Here is a 13941-nt window from a genome sequence, read left to right as displayed (position 1 = left end):
CTTCCCGTCTGGATCGATGCCGTAACGTTCTGATATGGCCCATCTGCAAATCACCCTGGTGCTGGATTCAGGTGCACGCATTGGCCCGGGTAAGGCGGCCTTGCTCGAAAGCATCCACGCAACCGGCTCGATTGCTGCGGCGGCACGCGCAATGGGGATGGACTACAAGCGTGCATGGCTGCTGATCGATAGCCTTAACCAGACATTCATCACCCCGACAGTCGAGCGGACCCTCGGCGGCGTGCGCGGCGGCGGCGCAGTGTTGACGCCGCTCGGGCAAGATATTCTTGGGCGGTATCGACGTTTGGAAACCGCCATGCGGGACCTCGCTGTGTCCGATCTCGCCGGTCTTGAGCAACGGGCGAAGACAGGACCAATCCAAAAAGTATGAGGCCACAGGAGACCACAGGGCTAGCGGCCTGAACGTTTTTTGAGTATCGCTATGGCATAAAGACATAGCGGTGCGAGATGATTGATCAAGCGCGGGTAGATAGCGAGGTCAGGCGAACTCCCAGCCTCGGGCGGATCATCGATTTTTTTGCTCGCTACGGTAACTTCACCTTGGGGGGCGGCAGCGCGACCTCGGCGGTGATGCACCGGGAGCTGGTCACGAAACGCCACTGGCTGTCAGACGATAGCTTCGCCCTCTGTTTTGCGCTCGGACGTCTGACGCCGGGAACCAATCTGCTTGCCAACTGCACGGCCCTCGGCTGGCTGCTGCGTCGCTTACCCGGCGCGATCTGCGCGCTGCTCGCCGCCTCGATCCCCTGCACGTTGATGGTGGTCGTGCTGACCAGCCTGTTCAGCGAGTGGCAGCAGAACCGCATCGCACAAGCCGCCATCCATGGCGCGGTCGCGGCGGCCGTGGCGATCACCGCCAAGACCAGTTGGACGATTGCGCGGCCCCATTACAAGGCCGGCGCCCGGCTGCGTGTTGTCATCATCGGGGCGGTAGCGTTCGGAGCCTACGTCGGCCTGGGTGTTTCGGCGATCTACATTCTGCTGCTCGCGGGCGTCGTGGGCGCGTTTCTACCGGAGGGCCGGTCATGAACGCCGTTCTGCTGTATCTTCTGCTGCTCAAGGGGACGGTGACCGCCTTCGCGGGGCTTGCATCCTTGCCGGTGATCCAGGACTCACTGGTGGTCCACTACCATGTGCTGACCGACCAGCAACTTAACGAAGCCGTGGTAATTACGCGAAGCACACCCGGACCGGTCGGGCTTTACGTCGTTAGCGTCGGCTATTTCGTCGCTGGTCTGCCTGGCGCGATCGCCGGCTGGCTCGCCATGATTACCCCAGCGCTGCTGGTGATCCCCCTCGTCCACTATACCGGACGGCATATCGAACATCCCCGCGTCAAGGCGATCTTGCAAGCCGTCGTGCTGGCGAGCGCCGGCCTTCTACTCGCGGCGGCTATCCCTCTCGCTCACCAGGCGCTTACCGACTGGGTAACGGTGGGAATTGCGGCGGTCAGCCTGGCTCTTTTGCTGACAACGGAAATCGACACGCTCTGGATTATTCTCGGCGCCGCGATCATTTCTCTATCGGCGTCGTCTCTTGGGATCGTCGCTCATATCACCTGAACTTGCTACACCGCCCGCTTCCGGGATCAAGTCCCCCTAATCCAACTCCACATCCTCCTCCACCGTCCCCACCTCCCGCACCCCCACGACCTCACTCAACGCCGAGATCAACTGCGAAACCGGCCGCTTCCCCTTCACCTGCATCCGCAACATCATCATCCCGCCGCCACGCCGAGGCCCAACCTCCACGCCCTCCTCATCCGCCCGATCCAGCGCCTCCTCCACCCCGTTGCCTTCCCGATCCAGCCGCACATGGTTGATCGCGAAACGAAGCTCCGAACAGCGCAGCAGAATGGTCCGCAGCAGGTCATGGCCGTCCTCGTAGGCGATCTGGATATCCGTCGCCATGCGCCGCGGCCTGGGCAGCCGGCGCGTCAGCATCGGAAACCCCAGCATGATCACGAAATGCCCGATCACCGTCGCCACCGCCAGGACCAGCAGTCCCGCCCCGCACGCCATCCCCAGCGCCGCCGTCAGCCAGACCGACGCCGCCGTGGTCAACCCGCGCACCACGTCGCGCCGCATGAAGATGACGCCGCCGCCGATGAAGCCGATTCCCGAAACGACCTGCGCCGCGACCCGAGACGGATCCAGCACGATCCGCCCGTTCGCCAGGACATCCATGAACCCGTATTTCGACACCAGCATAATCAGCGCGGCGGACACCCCGACCAGGGTATGGGTCCGCAGCCCCGCGCTTTTCTGCCGGATCTCCCGCTCCGCCCCCACCAGAGCCGACAGGACGAAGGCCAGCGTCAGCTCGCCCAGTTGCAACCATCCCTGCCCGGTAAAATCCACGAAACCCGACATCCACATTCCTCTTCCATCGCCCGCCATCCGGCCTAACATGACGGTCCAAGGATGAAACGCGACAGGCCACGGCATGGCAAAGCACAACTCAGATGGCACCACCCAGTTCGCCGCCCTGCCCTGGCGCCTCAGCCCGGGCGGCACGCGCCAGGTCATGCTGCTGACCTCGCGGGAGACACACCGCTGGGTCATCCCCAAAGGCTGGCCGATGAAGGGCCGCAAACCCGCCGAGGCAGCCGCGCAGGAAGCATACGAAGAAGCCGGCCTGATCGGCCACATCGACAAGCGCCCGATCGGCAACTTCCACTATCCGAAGCGGCTGCCCGACGGAGAAGTCCTATGCCAAGTCTGGGTGTTTCTGTTCCGCGTCGAACGCCAGCTCGATAACTACCGGGAAAAAGGCCAACGGGAAACCAAATGGTTCGATGCCGAAGAGGCCGTCGACCTAGTGGAGGAAGGCGGTCTCGCCGAGATCATCGACCGCTTTTCCGGGTCGTACGCACGATTGATCGTGTATGGAAAATCCTGATACTCAATTCGGCCGATGGTTACTGATGGGACATAGGCATCACGCGGATCCGGGGAACCGTTTCCAACACCTGCCCCTTGTGCGCCCAGGCGGCTACCCATCGGCCCGAAATGGGTGTCCTCAAAGCGGGTTCGGGCCGACCACTTCCCAGTGGTGACGCTCGAAGAATGCGGCGCGTTCGTCGTCATTCATTGCGTGATGTTCCGAAAGTTTCTCGATCAGGCCGCCAGCGTTCGCCGGCGTATAGAGAAACAACACGCGGGCCGTCTCCCTGCCCGTGTTCTTCCACGCGTGCGGGACGTTGCGCGGCATGAACGCGCAGGTGCCGGGGCCACCGACGGTCACCGCCTCGCCGATCTTGAAGGTCATTTCGCCGGACATCACCCAGGCGACCTCATCGCTATCGTGGTGCAAATGATGGATGCTCGCGGTACCGGCTGGCAGGGTCTCCTCGAACATCATGATGCTCTCGTTGGTCTCGCGCCCGAGAAGCTTCAGTGCAAAGAAGCGACCGGGGGTCGGCGATTGGATAATCTTCCCGCCGCCCGCCGGTATGACAAAGCCCGTTGCCGCATTCATGTCCGTGTTCCTTCCCACCGCTGAAAAGAAGCTGAACCTTGGTATTTCCCCCTGTCATCGGGGCTGCCGATACAGCGACCGCGGGATGCCGGCGTGCCGATCCCGATTGTAAAACAACGAGTACGCTCACCCCACCTGGTGGAACCCCGGTTCCTCCGGCGGGTCCGCCAGATCCTCATCGATCGACGACACCTCCGCCAACCGGGGGCCTCGGCGGCAAAGCCGGGACAGTTCCTCCACCGACGCGACGTCGCCGGCGATCAACGCATCCACAGACCCGTCCGGACGGTTGCGCACCCACCCCGACAGGCCGAGTTCGGTCGCCTTGTGCGTCATCCAGGCCCGGTAGCCGACCCCCTGCACCCGGCCCGTGATCACCAGCCGTTTCGCGTTCACCCATTCCCCCGTGTCAGGTCGATATACCGCGCCGCCAGCACGATATCCGCCAACATGCCCGTGCGCCGGTCCGCGGCCTCAAAGTCCTCACCCCATTGCTCCGCCTGGAACAGTTCGTCCAGGGCACCCAGGGCGTAAGCTGTCTCCGCATCCATCTCACCCGCCGCCAGCGCCAGGCCGAGCACCAGGCTGCCCAGGGCCGGCACCGCGATGCCGAGGCCGGCGAGCGCGTCCACATCCAGCGCCGCCACCGCGCGCCGCAAGGCCGCGATGCTGTCATGATGCTGCTTCACATAGCCAACGCCGGAAGCCACACGCAGCGGCGCATCATAGGCCAACGCGACCCAATCCAGCCAGGGCTGCCATTGGCGCTGCTGCCGCTCCACCAGGTTCTGCGGCGCCTCGGCGCGGTAGCACAGCAGGTCAGTCTCGCCATAACGGGCGATGGCATCGACAGTGGGGGCCGGATCGGGAGCAATCCGCTCCAGCGCAGTGCCGGCGAGGCGGGTAAGCGGCGTGTCCTTGAACGACATCTCGCCGCCCTTGATACCGCCGGCCGCCTGCCATTCCTCGGCGATCGCGTCCGCCAACCGTGCCTTTCCCACCACCAGGGGGGTTCCGCTCGGCAGGCGCATCGGCCTGCCGTCCAGCAGGATCGAATACCCTTTTTCAGCCCCTTGAACCGAGGCGGTGTCCCAGAAGCGCTTCACCAACGACCCTTTACCGAAACAGATTTTTCAGCAACGCCCCCGGATTGGGCATGCTCGGTTTGCCCGCCTTGGCGGGGGCAGCATCCGGAACCGCCTGACCGCGCGCCGCAGCCAGCGCCGCGGGGCAAACATCGCCCGATCCGCCGCCGAGAAGCTTATCCGTGCCCAGCAGGCCACCGACAATACCCAAACCCGTAGCGCCACCGATTACAGCACCCGCGACAGTGCCGGCATTGGCTTCCGCCGTGCGAAGATCGTTCATTTTAACGGCCGGATCGCGGATCGGGCCAGTGACGGTGAGCGGTATCACCACGCCAGTGCCAGCAATCCGTGCCTGTGGGCGCATCGTCATGTCCAGGGTTTCGGTACCCAGGTTGACGGTTCCCCCTCCGCTCATCGTCAGCAGCGAAGAACTCAGGGCCAGTGCCTTGATCGTGCCGATACCGCGCTGAGCATCCATACGCATGCCAAAGCACCGCAGGTCGCTGGTTCCGCCTTTGCCCACAAGGTTGAGCGCGTTCAGCGAGTCCATCACCTTGCCTAGCAGATTGCCCATCAGGCGGTTGTCCAGGGTGCCGCCGGCCATGGCGAGGCCGAGCGAGCCACTCAGCGACGCGGCGATGGCATGCGGCGTGTCGCCGCTGCCGCTGAGATCGGCATAGATCTCGACGTTGCCCGTCGCGTAAGCGGGCTGATGCGTGGCGGCGAGGATGGGTTTCAGCGCCAGGCCGGGCGCATGAAGGACAAGATGAACCGCGGGGCTGGGCTGCGCGGCATCGATGGAGAGTGTGCCGGACAAATGGCCTCCCGGCACATCGGCGGCGAAGGGATCGACGGTCAGCTTGCCGTGCGACAAGACAGCGCGGGTGTCGATCGCTTTGTAGTCTGTGCCACCCGTATGCAGGTCGGCGACGTGCAGTTTCAGGTCGGCGTCGGCCGAACGCAGCGGGGCGAACGGGATCGGCTGGCCGGAAAACAGGGGGTTGCCCCGCCGCTTCTGCGGTTGTGACGGTGGCGGCGCAGCGCCTTGCGATGGGGCGGAGGGCGCGGCGGCCGGTGTCTGGTCGATAGCGGCCTGAAGGGCGTCGAGGTCGATACGGTTCGATTTCAGGTCGGCGGTCAACGACGCTCGGGCCGCCAGGGCAATCGCGGCATCGCCCGACAGGTCACCGTCCGCGCTGGTCAGGGTGATGCCATGCAACGCCGCACCATGCCGGAAACCGCCATCGGCATCGGTCAAACTGCCCTGGAACGCCACCGTCTTGATAGCCGGCAACGGCCGCCCGGCCAAAGGCGACAACGCCGACAGATCGGGAATTTGCCCGGTCACCGCGACGTTCATACCGGTCATCGCCCGAACATCCGCGATCGAGCCCTTCGCGGAAACCGTCGCCGAGGCCGCCTGAATCGCAAGATCGACCGGGAACGGAGCCGGCTTGGCATCAGGCAACAGCAGCGCCGGCGGGCCGAACGTGCCCGTCGCGGTCAGCGGCGTGTCGCCCACCCGGACAGCGGCGGCGATCTTCATCGGCTGGTCGGTCCTCGGGGCCTCGACATCCAGCTTGTCGATCTTGAGGCCAGCGAACTGGCCGCCCAGGTCCGAGGTCCCGACATGCAGGGTCAAGGTCGAAAATTCGGGCAACCGGCCGCCCGTGTCAGCGACCTTGGCGGCAAAACTGACATCATGCAGCGGTGGCGGCACAAAGCCTTGCAGCAAGGGAGTCAGTGCCGCGGCGTCGGGCACCGTGCCGCTGACCGCCAATTGATAGCCCTTGCCCTGCAGCGGCTGGGTCATCGATCCATCGGCCGTCAGCTTCGCGGCCCCCACGGTCAACGCCAGCTTCACCGGCCAGGGTGACGTCGCGGCCGGGTCCTGCAAGCGGGACAGGCTGCCGGTATCGGCGGCCAGCTTGAATGCCGTGCCGTTGTAGACGGCGTCCATGTCCAGGTGCAGCGGCGCGTCCGGCGATGCGGATGTCGCGTCCAGTTTCGAGACGCCGACGGCGGTGACCTTGCCGGTCACATCGTCGCGATAAGCAATCGTGCCGTCCTGGATGCGGATCGTGTTGACGCTGACGGTCGTCGGCGCCCGGGGCGTGGACGGTGCGCTGGTCTGAGGACTGGCAGGTGCTTCAGGCGAGACCTCCGGCTTCATCAGCCAGTTGGGTTGGCCGTTGGCCGCGGTCTCCAACAGGATATCGGGATGGATCAGCACCAGATGATCGATCTCGATCCGGTGGGACAGCAACGGCAGCAGACCGAGTTCCAACGCCATGGACTGCAGCGTGGCCATCTGCGGACGGGAAAAACCCGGCGGATTGGCGAAGGCGACATCTTTCACCTGGATCGTCGGCCGCAGGGCGAATTCCAGGCTGATCTTGCCGTTCAGCACCAGGTCCCGGCCGGTGGCACGCTTCACCGCCTCGATGATACGGGGCTTGAGTGTGTTCGGGTCGAAGCTGGCGAGGAACACCGCCCCGCCCCCCACCGCAAGAACAATGACGGCCGCGACGGCGATCAGTGCGATGCGCAAGGGACGGCGCATGGTCATCGTTGTCTCCCGGGTGGTTGGGCCGGCGGGGCATGGAAGCCGAGTGTCTTGAAGGTCGCCCTCATATGGGGTGGCAGGTCGGCTTCGACAGTCAGGGTACCCCCGGCCGGATGAGGCAGCACCAACCGCCGCGCATGCAGGTGAAGGTCGGACGACAGGCCCTCGATCAGGGCGGAAAACGCCAGGTTCTGGTCCGGTTCCTCGTATTTCTCATCGCCCAGGATCGGGGCCTTGATGGCGACACAGTGGACGCGAAGTTGATGCGTGCGCCCGGTCAGCGGCTTCAGTTCCAACCACGACAGCTTCCGCGCCGCATGATCCAGCGTCTGATAATCCGTAATCGCTCGGGCGCCATCCGGATCGTCGCGATCGGCAGGGGCCGTGCGTTCGCCGCGAGCACCACCGATGCGCTTCAGCGGCAGGTCGATGCGGCCCTCCACCGGGACCGGCCGTCCAGCCACCACCGCCCAGTAGGTCTTGTCGATGTCACGCCCCCTGAACAGGGCGGCGAGCTTTCCGGCGGTGCCCGGCGTACGGGCCAGCAGCAGCGCCCCGGTCGTGTCCCGATCCAGCCGGTGCACCAGCCGAGGCCGATGTTCGGACCCGAACCGCAGTGCGTCCAGCATCCCATCCAGATGCCGGGTGATCCCCGGCCCGCCCTGGACCGGCAGCCCATAGGGCTTGTTGATCACCAGCACCTGGTCGTCCTGGTAGATGACCGCCTGCTGCAAATCCTTGGCATCATGCGGATCAACCCGGCTGACGGGCTTGGGCTCAGCCGGAGCATCCATTTCCGGAACACGGACGGACTGGCCGACGGTAAGCCGCGTGTTGGTGTCAACCTTCGCACCATCCACACGGATCTGCCCGGTGCGGCACCATTTCTGGATCAGGCTTTGCTGCGTGCCGGGAAAATGACGGCGGACCCAGCGGTCCAGCCGGATATCGGCCTCATCTTCGGTGACGGTGCGGGTTTTGAGGGTCATGCGCGGGGTTTGGGGTTTGGGGACGGTGGGGTCAAGGTTGAACGCTCCGCCGGTCGCGCGATAGGCTGCCGGCAAAACCCAAGGGAGCGACGACCATGGAATTTGGCATCGGGATTCCGACAGCCGGCGATAGCTGGAAAGTGGCACAGCGGGCGGAGGAACTCGGGTTCACCCATGCCTGGTTCTATGACACCCAGATGCTGGTGGCCGACCCGTTCGTCGCCATGGGCGGGGCAGCCCTGAAGACCTCCCGCATCCGCCTGGGCACCGGCGTGCTGGTGCCAACCAACCGCATCCCCGCCGTAACCGCGGCCGGCTTCGCCACCCTGAACGCCATGGCCCCCGGCCGCATCGATTTCGGCGTCGGCACCGGATTTTCCGCCCGCCGAGCGATGGGCCTGGGCGCCATGAAGCTCGCCGACATGGAGGAGTACATCCGCGTCGTCTACGCCCTGCTGAACGGCGAGACGACCGAGGCGGAAGTCGATCCCGGCGTGCGCAAGAAGATCAGGTTCCTCAACCCCGAACTCGGCCTGATCAACATCAAGGACCCGGTCCGGCTGCATATCTCCGCCCTCGGCCCCAAAGGCCGGCAGATGACCGCTCGGCATGGCGCCGCCTGGAAAACGGTGATGTCCGGCGTCGACGACGGCCTGGCCGCCCTCCGAGGCATGCAGAAAACCTGGACCGACAGCGGCCGCGCCGCCGGCGATCTGTATGCCTCCGCCTGGGTCTGGGGGTGCCTGCTGCGCGACGGAGAAACCCTGGACAGCCCCCGCGTCCGGGCAGAGGCGGGACCACGCGCGGCGGTGCTGCTGCATCGCGCCGCCGACGTCGACATGGAGGGCTGGCTGAACACATCCCCGGTGCCGGACAGCGTGAAAGCGGTGCTGCAAGGCTATGTCGAAGCGGCACGCAAATTTGAACCGGCGGACGCACGCTATCTGATGAACCACACCGGCCATTGCGTGGCGATCAAGCCCGAGGAGGAACGCTTCATCAGCGCCGAACTGATCCGCCAGACCACGTTCACCGGGACAGAGCAGGACATCAAGCAGCGGATCGAGGCAATGCGCGACGGCGGCCTGTCGCAACTGGTCATCCCGATCGTCCCCGGCCATGAATCGGCGATCGAGGACTGGGGCCGGATCGCCAAGGCGTTTCACTAACGACCGCTGACGCCGACATACCAACGCCGTCCTGGCCTGGCGTCAGTCCGGGCCATCTGATCCAGCATCTTATACCAAGCGCCGTTGATACCGATTCTTGGATGCCGTCATGGCCGGGCGCGCGCTATGCGTGTCCCGGCCATCCACGCTTCATCGGCTGGTGCGCAGATGGCCCGGACTGACGTGGCGCCGGGCCATGACCAGACCGATGTGTCAATGGCTGTTACCATAAGATCGGCGCTATCGTTTCGCCCGCAGTTCCGCCCAGTATTCCAGGCGCCGGCCGATCTCACGCTCGAACCCGCGGTCTCGCGGTTGGTAGAACGACACACGATCCATGCCGTCCGGGAAGTAATTCTGGCCGGAGAAAGCATCCTCGGCCCCGTGGTCGTATTCATACCCCGCGCCATACCCAAGCTGCTTCATCAGCTTCGTCGGCGCGTTGAGAATATGCGCCGGCGGCATCAGGCTGCCGGTATTCTTCGCCGCCGCCTTCGCCTGCCCGAATGCGGTATAAACCGCATTCGATTTCGGCGCCGTCCCCAGATACACAACGACCTGCGCAATCGCCAATTCGCCCTCCGGCGAGCCCAGCCGCTCATAGGTCTCCCAACCCGCCAAAGCCTGTGTCAGCGCATTGGGATCGGCCATGCCGATATCCTCAGCCGCGAACCGGACCAGCCGCCGGGCAATATAACGAGGGTCCTCACCACCGTTCAGCATGCGCGCGAACCAGTACAACGCGGCATCGGGGTCTGATCCACGCAACGACTTATGCAACGCCGAGATCAGATTGTAGTGCTCTTCCCGATCCTTGTCATACAGCGCCGCCCGCCGAGACAGCAATTCGGACAGCGCGGCAGTGTCCAACGGCGGCGTATCCCGCGGCAACGCAATAATCTGCTCCACCATGTTCAGCAGATACCGCCCATCACCATCGGCCATCGCACGCAACGTCGCCTTGGCATCCTCGGTCAACGGCAACGGACGGTCGATTTCTTCCTCGGAGCGGATCAGCAACCGGTCCAGGGCCGCGTCGTCGAGCCGCCGCAGCACCATGACCTGGCAGCGGGACAGCAGCGCGCCGTTCAGGGCGAAGGACGGGTTTTCCGTGGTGGCCCCAATCAGCGTGACGGTGCCGTTTTCCACCACCGGCAAAAACCCGTCCTGCTGCGCCCGGTTGAAGCGGTGGATTTCGTCCACGAACAACAGCGTCCCCTGCCCCACCCGCCGCCGCTTGGTGGCATCATCGAACGCCCGCTTCAGGTCAGCGACGCCGGAGAACACGGCCGACAACTGAACAAACGCCAACCCGGCCCGCGACGCCAGCAACCGCGCAATGGTCGTCTTACCGACACCCGGCGGCCCCCAAAGGATCAGCGAGGCAAGCGACCCACGCTCCAACATACGTGTCAGCGCGCCCTCGGGACCCAGCAGATGGTCCTGTCCGACGACTTCGGACAGCGTGGCAGGCCTCAGCCGATCCGCGAGCGGACGGTTGCCGTCGGGTTGAGGCGGCGCCACGGGATCGGGGGCGCCGAACAGGTCATCAGGTTCTGACACGAGGTCAGCATACAGGGAATGCAGCCATCAGGCGAATGGGGACGGCTCGACAAACACCGCCGCGGCAGTAAATCATCGTGGACGAACAAACACAGAGGGGGAGCCGGATGACGGTCCGTGGGATCGATTTCGCACCGCCGGCTGATATCCGATCGCGGAGAAGCCCACGTCACGCAGGCGGCCACGATCCGTCGCGTAAATCATGCCCGTCCAACGAACGCCCATGTTCCATGAAGCGCGATACCAGGACATGACCCGGCGACGGCGCATCTGGATCGCCGGAACAGCGATCGTCGTGCTGTTCGTGCTGTACGAGATCGTGACGTCGTTCGTCGCCTATACATCGGATGCTTATGTGCGGTCCGATCTTATAGCCGTGGCACCCCAGGTCACCGGGCGGATCGTCGGCGTCAGCGTGGTGGACAACCAGACCGTGGCAGCGGGAGACCTACTGGCCAGCATCGATCCGGTCCCGTTCCAGTTGGCCGCGGACCAGCATCAGGCCGAGGTAGCGGAAGCCAATGCGCAGGTGTCCGCGGATGAAGATACGATCGCATCCACTCAAGCGGCCCTGACAGCAGCGACATCAGCGGCGACTTTCGCCCGTGAGACGCAAGCCAGAGTGACAGCGCTGGCGACGGCCGACGATGCGTCTCGCGCCGATCTGCAGAAAGCCCAGAACGAAGCGCTGCGGGCGAATGCGGCGGTGCAAACCAGTCAGGCGGCGATCGAACGGGCGCAGGCCATGGCGTCGATGCACCGAGCAGGCCAGGTGCGGGCAACAGCGGCCCTGGTGGAGGCGCAGTGGCAGTTGGCGCGGACGAAACTGATCGCACCGGCGAGTGGGACGATCACCAACCTGACAGTGCGGGTGGGCGATACCGCGACGCAGGACGTGCCGCTGATCGGGATCGTCGACGCGCATGCCTGGCGCATAATCGCCAACTACAAGCAGAATTTCATTCGCGGCTTCACTGTGGGCGACACCGCCTGGGTGTGGCTCGACTCCGAACCGTGGCATCTGCATCGCGCTCGGGTTGACGGCGTGGCGCGGGGCATCAGCCGCGATCCGTCGGCGGGGGTGCTGCTGCCCTATGTCGCGCCGACCACCGACTGGATCCGGCTGCAGCGCCGGTTTCCGGTCACGCTGACATTGGTCGATCCGCCGCCGGACCTGAAACTCTACATGGGCGCGGATGCCCGTGTCCTGATCCTGCCATGAGTGCCGTCGCGATCCGTATCGTCCGGGAGGCGATCGCGGGCACATATCGCGACCTCGGAGAAGTTCGGCTGACCGGCCCGCGCGGACGGCGGTGCGCGGTAACGACGCTGGCCGTCGCGCTGGCCGTGGTCGTGGCGCTGGCCGTGCACGTCGATGATGCGTTGTGGGCGGCGATCAGTGCGTTCGTTTGCTCGCAGGCGACGGCGCCGGCCTCGGTCCAGCGGGGCGCTCTCCGCATCCTCGGCACATTCGGCGGCGCGACGCTGGCGGTTCTGGCCAGCCCACTGCTCGCGGGCGACGACGTCGCGCTGATCCTGACGCTGCTGGCTGTCAGCACAGCCGGAGTGCTGGGGCAACTTGTCGGCCGGTATGGTTACGCATGGTTGCTGGGGGCCGTGACCGCCGACATGGTGCTGATGGCACTGCTGAGCGATCCCGGTTCGGCGCTGGCGGTCGGGGTGAACCGTTCGGCTGAAGTGACGATCGGCACCGTGGCGGCGATGACAGTGGCTCTGCTGCTGGGGGCACCGGCCGCCGCGGCACCGGCGATACGTGAATCCCAATGGACGGATTTGCTAGGCGAGCAATGGCCTTCCATGCGGCATGCCATACAGGCCGGCGTCGGCGTGATGTTGATTCCGCTGGTATGGCGCTGGCTGGAACTGCCGAACATGGGACAGTCGGCGATCACGGTCGCGGCCGCGATGGCGGTTCCGGCACTGACCAACGATGCGGCGATAGACCAGGCGAAGATCACTGAACGTGCGATACATCGTATCCTGGGTTGCCTGTTGGGCGGTGTGGCGGGCTTGGCCTGCCTGACCCTGTCGATCGACAATTTCCTGTTGTGGTTGCTGGCACTGAGCGCGGGGATATGGGTCGCCGCGCATGTGCAGGCCAGCGAACGCGGGGTCAGCTATGTCGGCACGCAGTTCGCCGTGGTGCTGATCTCGACGCTGGTGCAGGGAAGTGAACCGCCGGCCAGCATCTGGCCGGGGATCGAGCGTTTCGTCGGCATCACGGGTGGCGTGGTGATCCTGCTGGCCGTCGTGATGCTGACCAGTCCGGAAATCAAACCTCCGGCGGCTCCCCCGGAATCGGCACTTTGCCGAAACCAATGATCAGTTCCGTCACCTCAGCGATCGCGCGTTCCGCCGCCTCGCCATCCGGCCCTTTCGCCACCAAAGCCACCCCGTTGCCACTCGCTCGGTAGAACGGGTAACTGCCCAGATCCAGGTCGGGATAGCGTTTCTGCACCGCCTCCAGCCCCTCGGCGATGATGCCTTCCGGCAGCCCGACGACATGGACAGCCCGCATCTCGATCTTGGCGCCACCTTCCAGCCGAGGCGCCAGCCACTCGAACATCGACTGCATGACCCGCGGCACGCCCGCCATGACGTAGACGTTCTCCATCTGGAAACCCGGCGCCACGCTGATGGAATTCTCGATCAACACCGCACCTCGCGGCATCGTCGCCATCCGTTGCCTCGCCGCATTGAATTCGCCGGGCTTGTAGCTGGCTTCCATGCGGGGCCACGCCACCGGATGATGCTCCCACGGCACACCGAACGCGGCGGCGATGCACTCGCTGGTGATGTCGTCGTGAGTCGGGCCAATCCCGCCCGTGGTGAACACATAGTCGAACTTCGCCCGAACTTCGTTCACCGTCGCGATAATCGTTTCGGGCACGTCGGGGATCACCCGCACCTCACGCAGCGGGATGCCCCGGTTCCCCAAACCCGTCGCCAGGTACTGTATGTTCGCATCGCGGGTGCGGCCGGACAACACCTCGTTGCCGATCACCAGCAGGCAGGCGGTGGGATTTGTCTTGGACATCGGATCG

At 65.0% G+C, this 13941-nt stretch carries 15 protein-coding genes; 7 read left to right on the top strand and 8 right to left on the bottom strand.

Annotation, left to right across the window (positions count from 1 at the left end; translation table 11 throughout):
* Positions 1–34: 34 nt before the first annotated feature.
* From GSQ89_RS07045 to GSQ89_RS07035, 3 genes are all read left to right on the top strand, one after another.
* Positions 35–391 (top strand): winged helix-turn-helix domain-containing protein, encoded by a 357-nt coding sequence (locus GSQ89_RS07045; RefSeq protein ID WP_158923408.1) that lies wholly within the window; start codon positions 35–37, stop codon positions 389–391.
* A gap of 77 nt (positions 392–468) precedes the next feature.
* Entirely contained in the window at positions 469–1050 is a 582-nt protein-coding gene (locus tag GSQ89_RS07040) for a chromate transporter (RefSeq protein ID WP_158923406.1), read from the top strand.
* Positions 1047–1583, top strand: a complete 537-nt coding sequence (locus GSQ89_RS07035; RefSeq protein ID WP_158923404.1) for a chromate transporter — start codon at positions 1047–1049, stop codon at positions 1581–1583. The genes GSQ89_RS07040 and GSQ89_RS07035 overlap by 4 nt, the downstream gene beginning before the upstream one ends.
* A 36-nt stretch (positions 1584–1619) precedes the next feature.
* Here the strand turns inward: GSQ89_RS07035 and GSQ89_RS07030 are convergent, their stop codons facing one another.
* Positions 1620–2393, bottom strand: a complete 774-nt coding sequence (locus tag GSQ89_RS07030; RefSeq protein WP_158923402.1) for an MgtC/SapB family protein — start codon at positions 2391–2393, stop codon at positions 1620–1622.
* A gap of 73 nt (positions 2394–2466) precedes the next feature.
* Here GSQ89_RS07030 and GSQ89_RS07025 point away from each other — a divergent pair, with 73 nt between their 5' ends.
* Entirely contained in the window at positions 2467–2922 is a 456-nt protein-coding gene (locus GSQ89_RS07025) for an NUDIX hydrolase (RefSeq protein ID WP_158923400.1), read from the top strand.
* A gap of 120 nt (positions 2923–3042) precedes the next feature.
* On the opposite strand, the gene GSQ89_RS07020 is transcribed toward GSQ89_RS07025, so the two are convergent.
* The 5 genes from GSQ89_RS07020 to GSQ89_RS07000 form a co-directional block, all read right to left on the bottom strand.
* Entirely contained in the window at positions 3043–3501 is a 459-nt protein-coding gene (locus GSQ89_RS07020) for a cupin domain-containing protein (RefSeq protein WP_158923398.1), read from the bottom strand.
* A gap of 126 nt (positions 3502–3627) precedes the next feature.
* A complete protein-coding gene (locus GSQ89_RS07015; RefSeq protein WP_158923396.1) occupies positions 3628–3897 on the bottom strand; it encodes an acylphosphatase in 270 nt (89 codons plus the stop codon).
* On the bottom strand, positions 3894–4607 hold the full coding sequence (locus GSQ89_RS07010; RefSeq protein ID WP_158923394.1) for an ATP12 family chaperone protein: 714 nt from the start codon (positions 4605–4607) through the stop codon (positions 3894–3896). Before GSQ89_RS07010 ends, GSQ89_RS07015 begins: the two co-directional genes overlap by 4 nt.
* Positions 4608–4617: 10 nt before the next feature.
* Positions 4618–7158 carry an AsmA family protein gene (locus GSQ89_RS07005; RefSeq protein ID WP_158923392.1) on the bottom strand — a complete coding sequence of 847 codons (2541 nt, stop codon included), beginning with the start codon at positions 7156–7158 and terminating at the stop codon, positions 4618–4620.
* Entirely contained in the window at positions 7155–8144 is a 990-nt protein-coding gene (locus GSQ89_RS07000) for an RluA family pseudouridine synthase (RefSeq protein ID WP_158923390.1), read from the bottom strand. The genes GSQ89_RS07005 and GSQ89_RS07000 overlap by 4 nt, the downstream gene beginning before the upstream one ends.
* A gap of 95 nt (positions 8145–8239) precedes the next feature.
* Here GSQ89_RS07000 and GSQ89_RS06995 point away from each other — a divergent pair, with 95 nt between their 5' ends.
* The gene (locus tag GSQ89_RS06995; RefSeq protein WP_158923388.1) at positions 8240–9313 is read left to right on the top strand and encodes an LLM class flavin-dependent oxidoreductase; all 1074 of its coding nucleotides are present in this window, start codon (positions 8240–8242) and stop codon (positions 9311–9313) included.
* A gap of 240 nt (positions 9314–9553) precedes the next feature.
* Here the strand turns inward: GSQ89_RS06995 and GSQ89_RS06990 are convergent, their stop codons facing one another.
* Positions 9554–10876 (bottom strand): replication-associated recombination protein A, encoded by a 1323-nt coding sequence (locus GSQ89_RS06990; protein ID WP_371734224.1) that lies wholly within the window; start codon positions 10874–10876, stop codon positions 9554–9556.
* 250 nt (positions 10877–11126) lie between these two features.
* On the opposite strand from GSQ89_RS06990, the gene GSQ89_RS06985 reads away from it, so the two are divergent.
* Together GSQ89_RS06985 and GSQ89_RS06980 are read left to right on the top strand one after the other, a co-directional pair.
* Positions 11127–12098, top strand: a complete 972-nt coding sequence (locus tag GSQ89_RS06985; protein WP_158923386.1) for an HlyD family secretion protein — start codon at positions 11127–11129, stop codon at positions 12096–12098.
* Positions 12095–13219: an FUSC family protein gene (locus tag GSQ89_RS06980; RefSeq protein WP_158923384.1), complete on the top strand. Its 1125-nt coding sequence runs from the start codon at positions 12095–12097 to the stop codon at positions 13217–13219. Before GSQ89_RS06985 ends, GSQ89_RS06980 begins: the two co-directional genes overlap by 4 nt.
* Here the strand turns inward: GSQ89_RS06980 and GSQ89_RS06975 are convergent.
* On the bottom strand, positions 13170–13934 hold the full coding sequence (locus GSQ89_RS06975; protein WP_158923382.1) for a molybdopterin-binding protein: 765 nt from the start codon (positions 13932–13934) through the stop codon (positions 13170–13172). The two genes, GSQ89_RS06980 and GSQ89_RS06975, sit on opposite strands and share 50 nt — an antisense overlap.
* Positions 13935–13941: the final 7 nt, after the last annotated feature.

The organism is Acidisphaera sp. S103, assembly GCF_009765975.1.
GTDB lineage: Bacteria > Pseudomonadota > Alphaproteobacteria > Acetobacterales > Acetobacteraceae > Rhodopila.
The sequence above is the reverse complement of the archived record's forward strand: the minus strand, read 5'-3'. Positions and strand labels throughout refer to the sequence as shown.

Bases quoted from the DNA above. Each gene is read 5' to 3' on its own strand.
- GSQ89_RS07035 (WP_158923404.1), top strand. From the start codon at position 1,047: ATGAACGCCGTTCTGCTGTATCTTCTGCTGCTCAAGGGGACGGTGACC.
- GSQ89_RS07020 (WP_158923398.1), bottom strand. From the start codon at position 3,501: ATGAATGCGGCAACGGGCTTTGTCATACCGGCGGGCGGCGGGAAGATT.
- GSQ89_RS06995 (WP_158923388.1), top strand. From the start codon at position 8,240: ATGGAATTTGGCATCGGGATTCCGACAGCCGGCGATAGCTGGAAAGTG.
- GSQ89_RS06975 (WP_158923382.1), bottom strand. From the start codon at position 13,934: ATGTCCAAGACAAATCCCACCGCCTGCCTGCTGGTGATCGGCAACGAG.
- GSQ89_RS07005 (WP_158923392.1), bottom strand. From the start codon at position 7,158: ATGACCATGCGCCGTCCCTTGCGCATCGCACTGATCGCCGTCGCGGCC.
- GSQ89_RS07025 (WP_158923400.1), top strand. From the start codon at position 2,467: ATGGCAAAGCACAACTCAGATGGCACCACCCAGTTCGCCGCCCTGCCC.
- GSQ89_RS06985 (WP_158923386.1), top strand. From the start codon at position 11,127: ATGACCCGGCGACGGCGCATCTGGATCGCCGGAACAGCGATCGTCGTG.
- GSQ89_RS07000 (WP_158923390.1), bottom strand. From the start codon at position 8,144: ATGACCCTCAAAACCCGCACCGTCACCGAAGATGAGGCCGATATCCGG.
- GSQ89_RS07040 (WP_158923406.1), top strand. From the start codon at position 469: ATGATTGATCAAGCGCGGGTAGATAGCGAGGTCAGGCGAACTCCCAGC.
- GSQ89_RS07030 (WP_158923402.1), bottom strand. From the start codon at position 2,393: ATGTCGGGTTTCGTGGATTTTACCGGGCAGGGATGGTTGCAACTGGGC.
- GSQ89_RS06980 (WP_158923384.1), top strand. From the start codon at position 12,095: ATGAGTGCCGTCGCGATCCGTATCGTCCGGGAGGCGATCGCGGGCACA.
- GSQ89_RS07045 (WP_158923408.1), top strand. From the start codon at position 35: ATGGCCCATCTGCAAATCACCCTGGTGCTGGATTCAGGTGCACGCATT.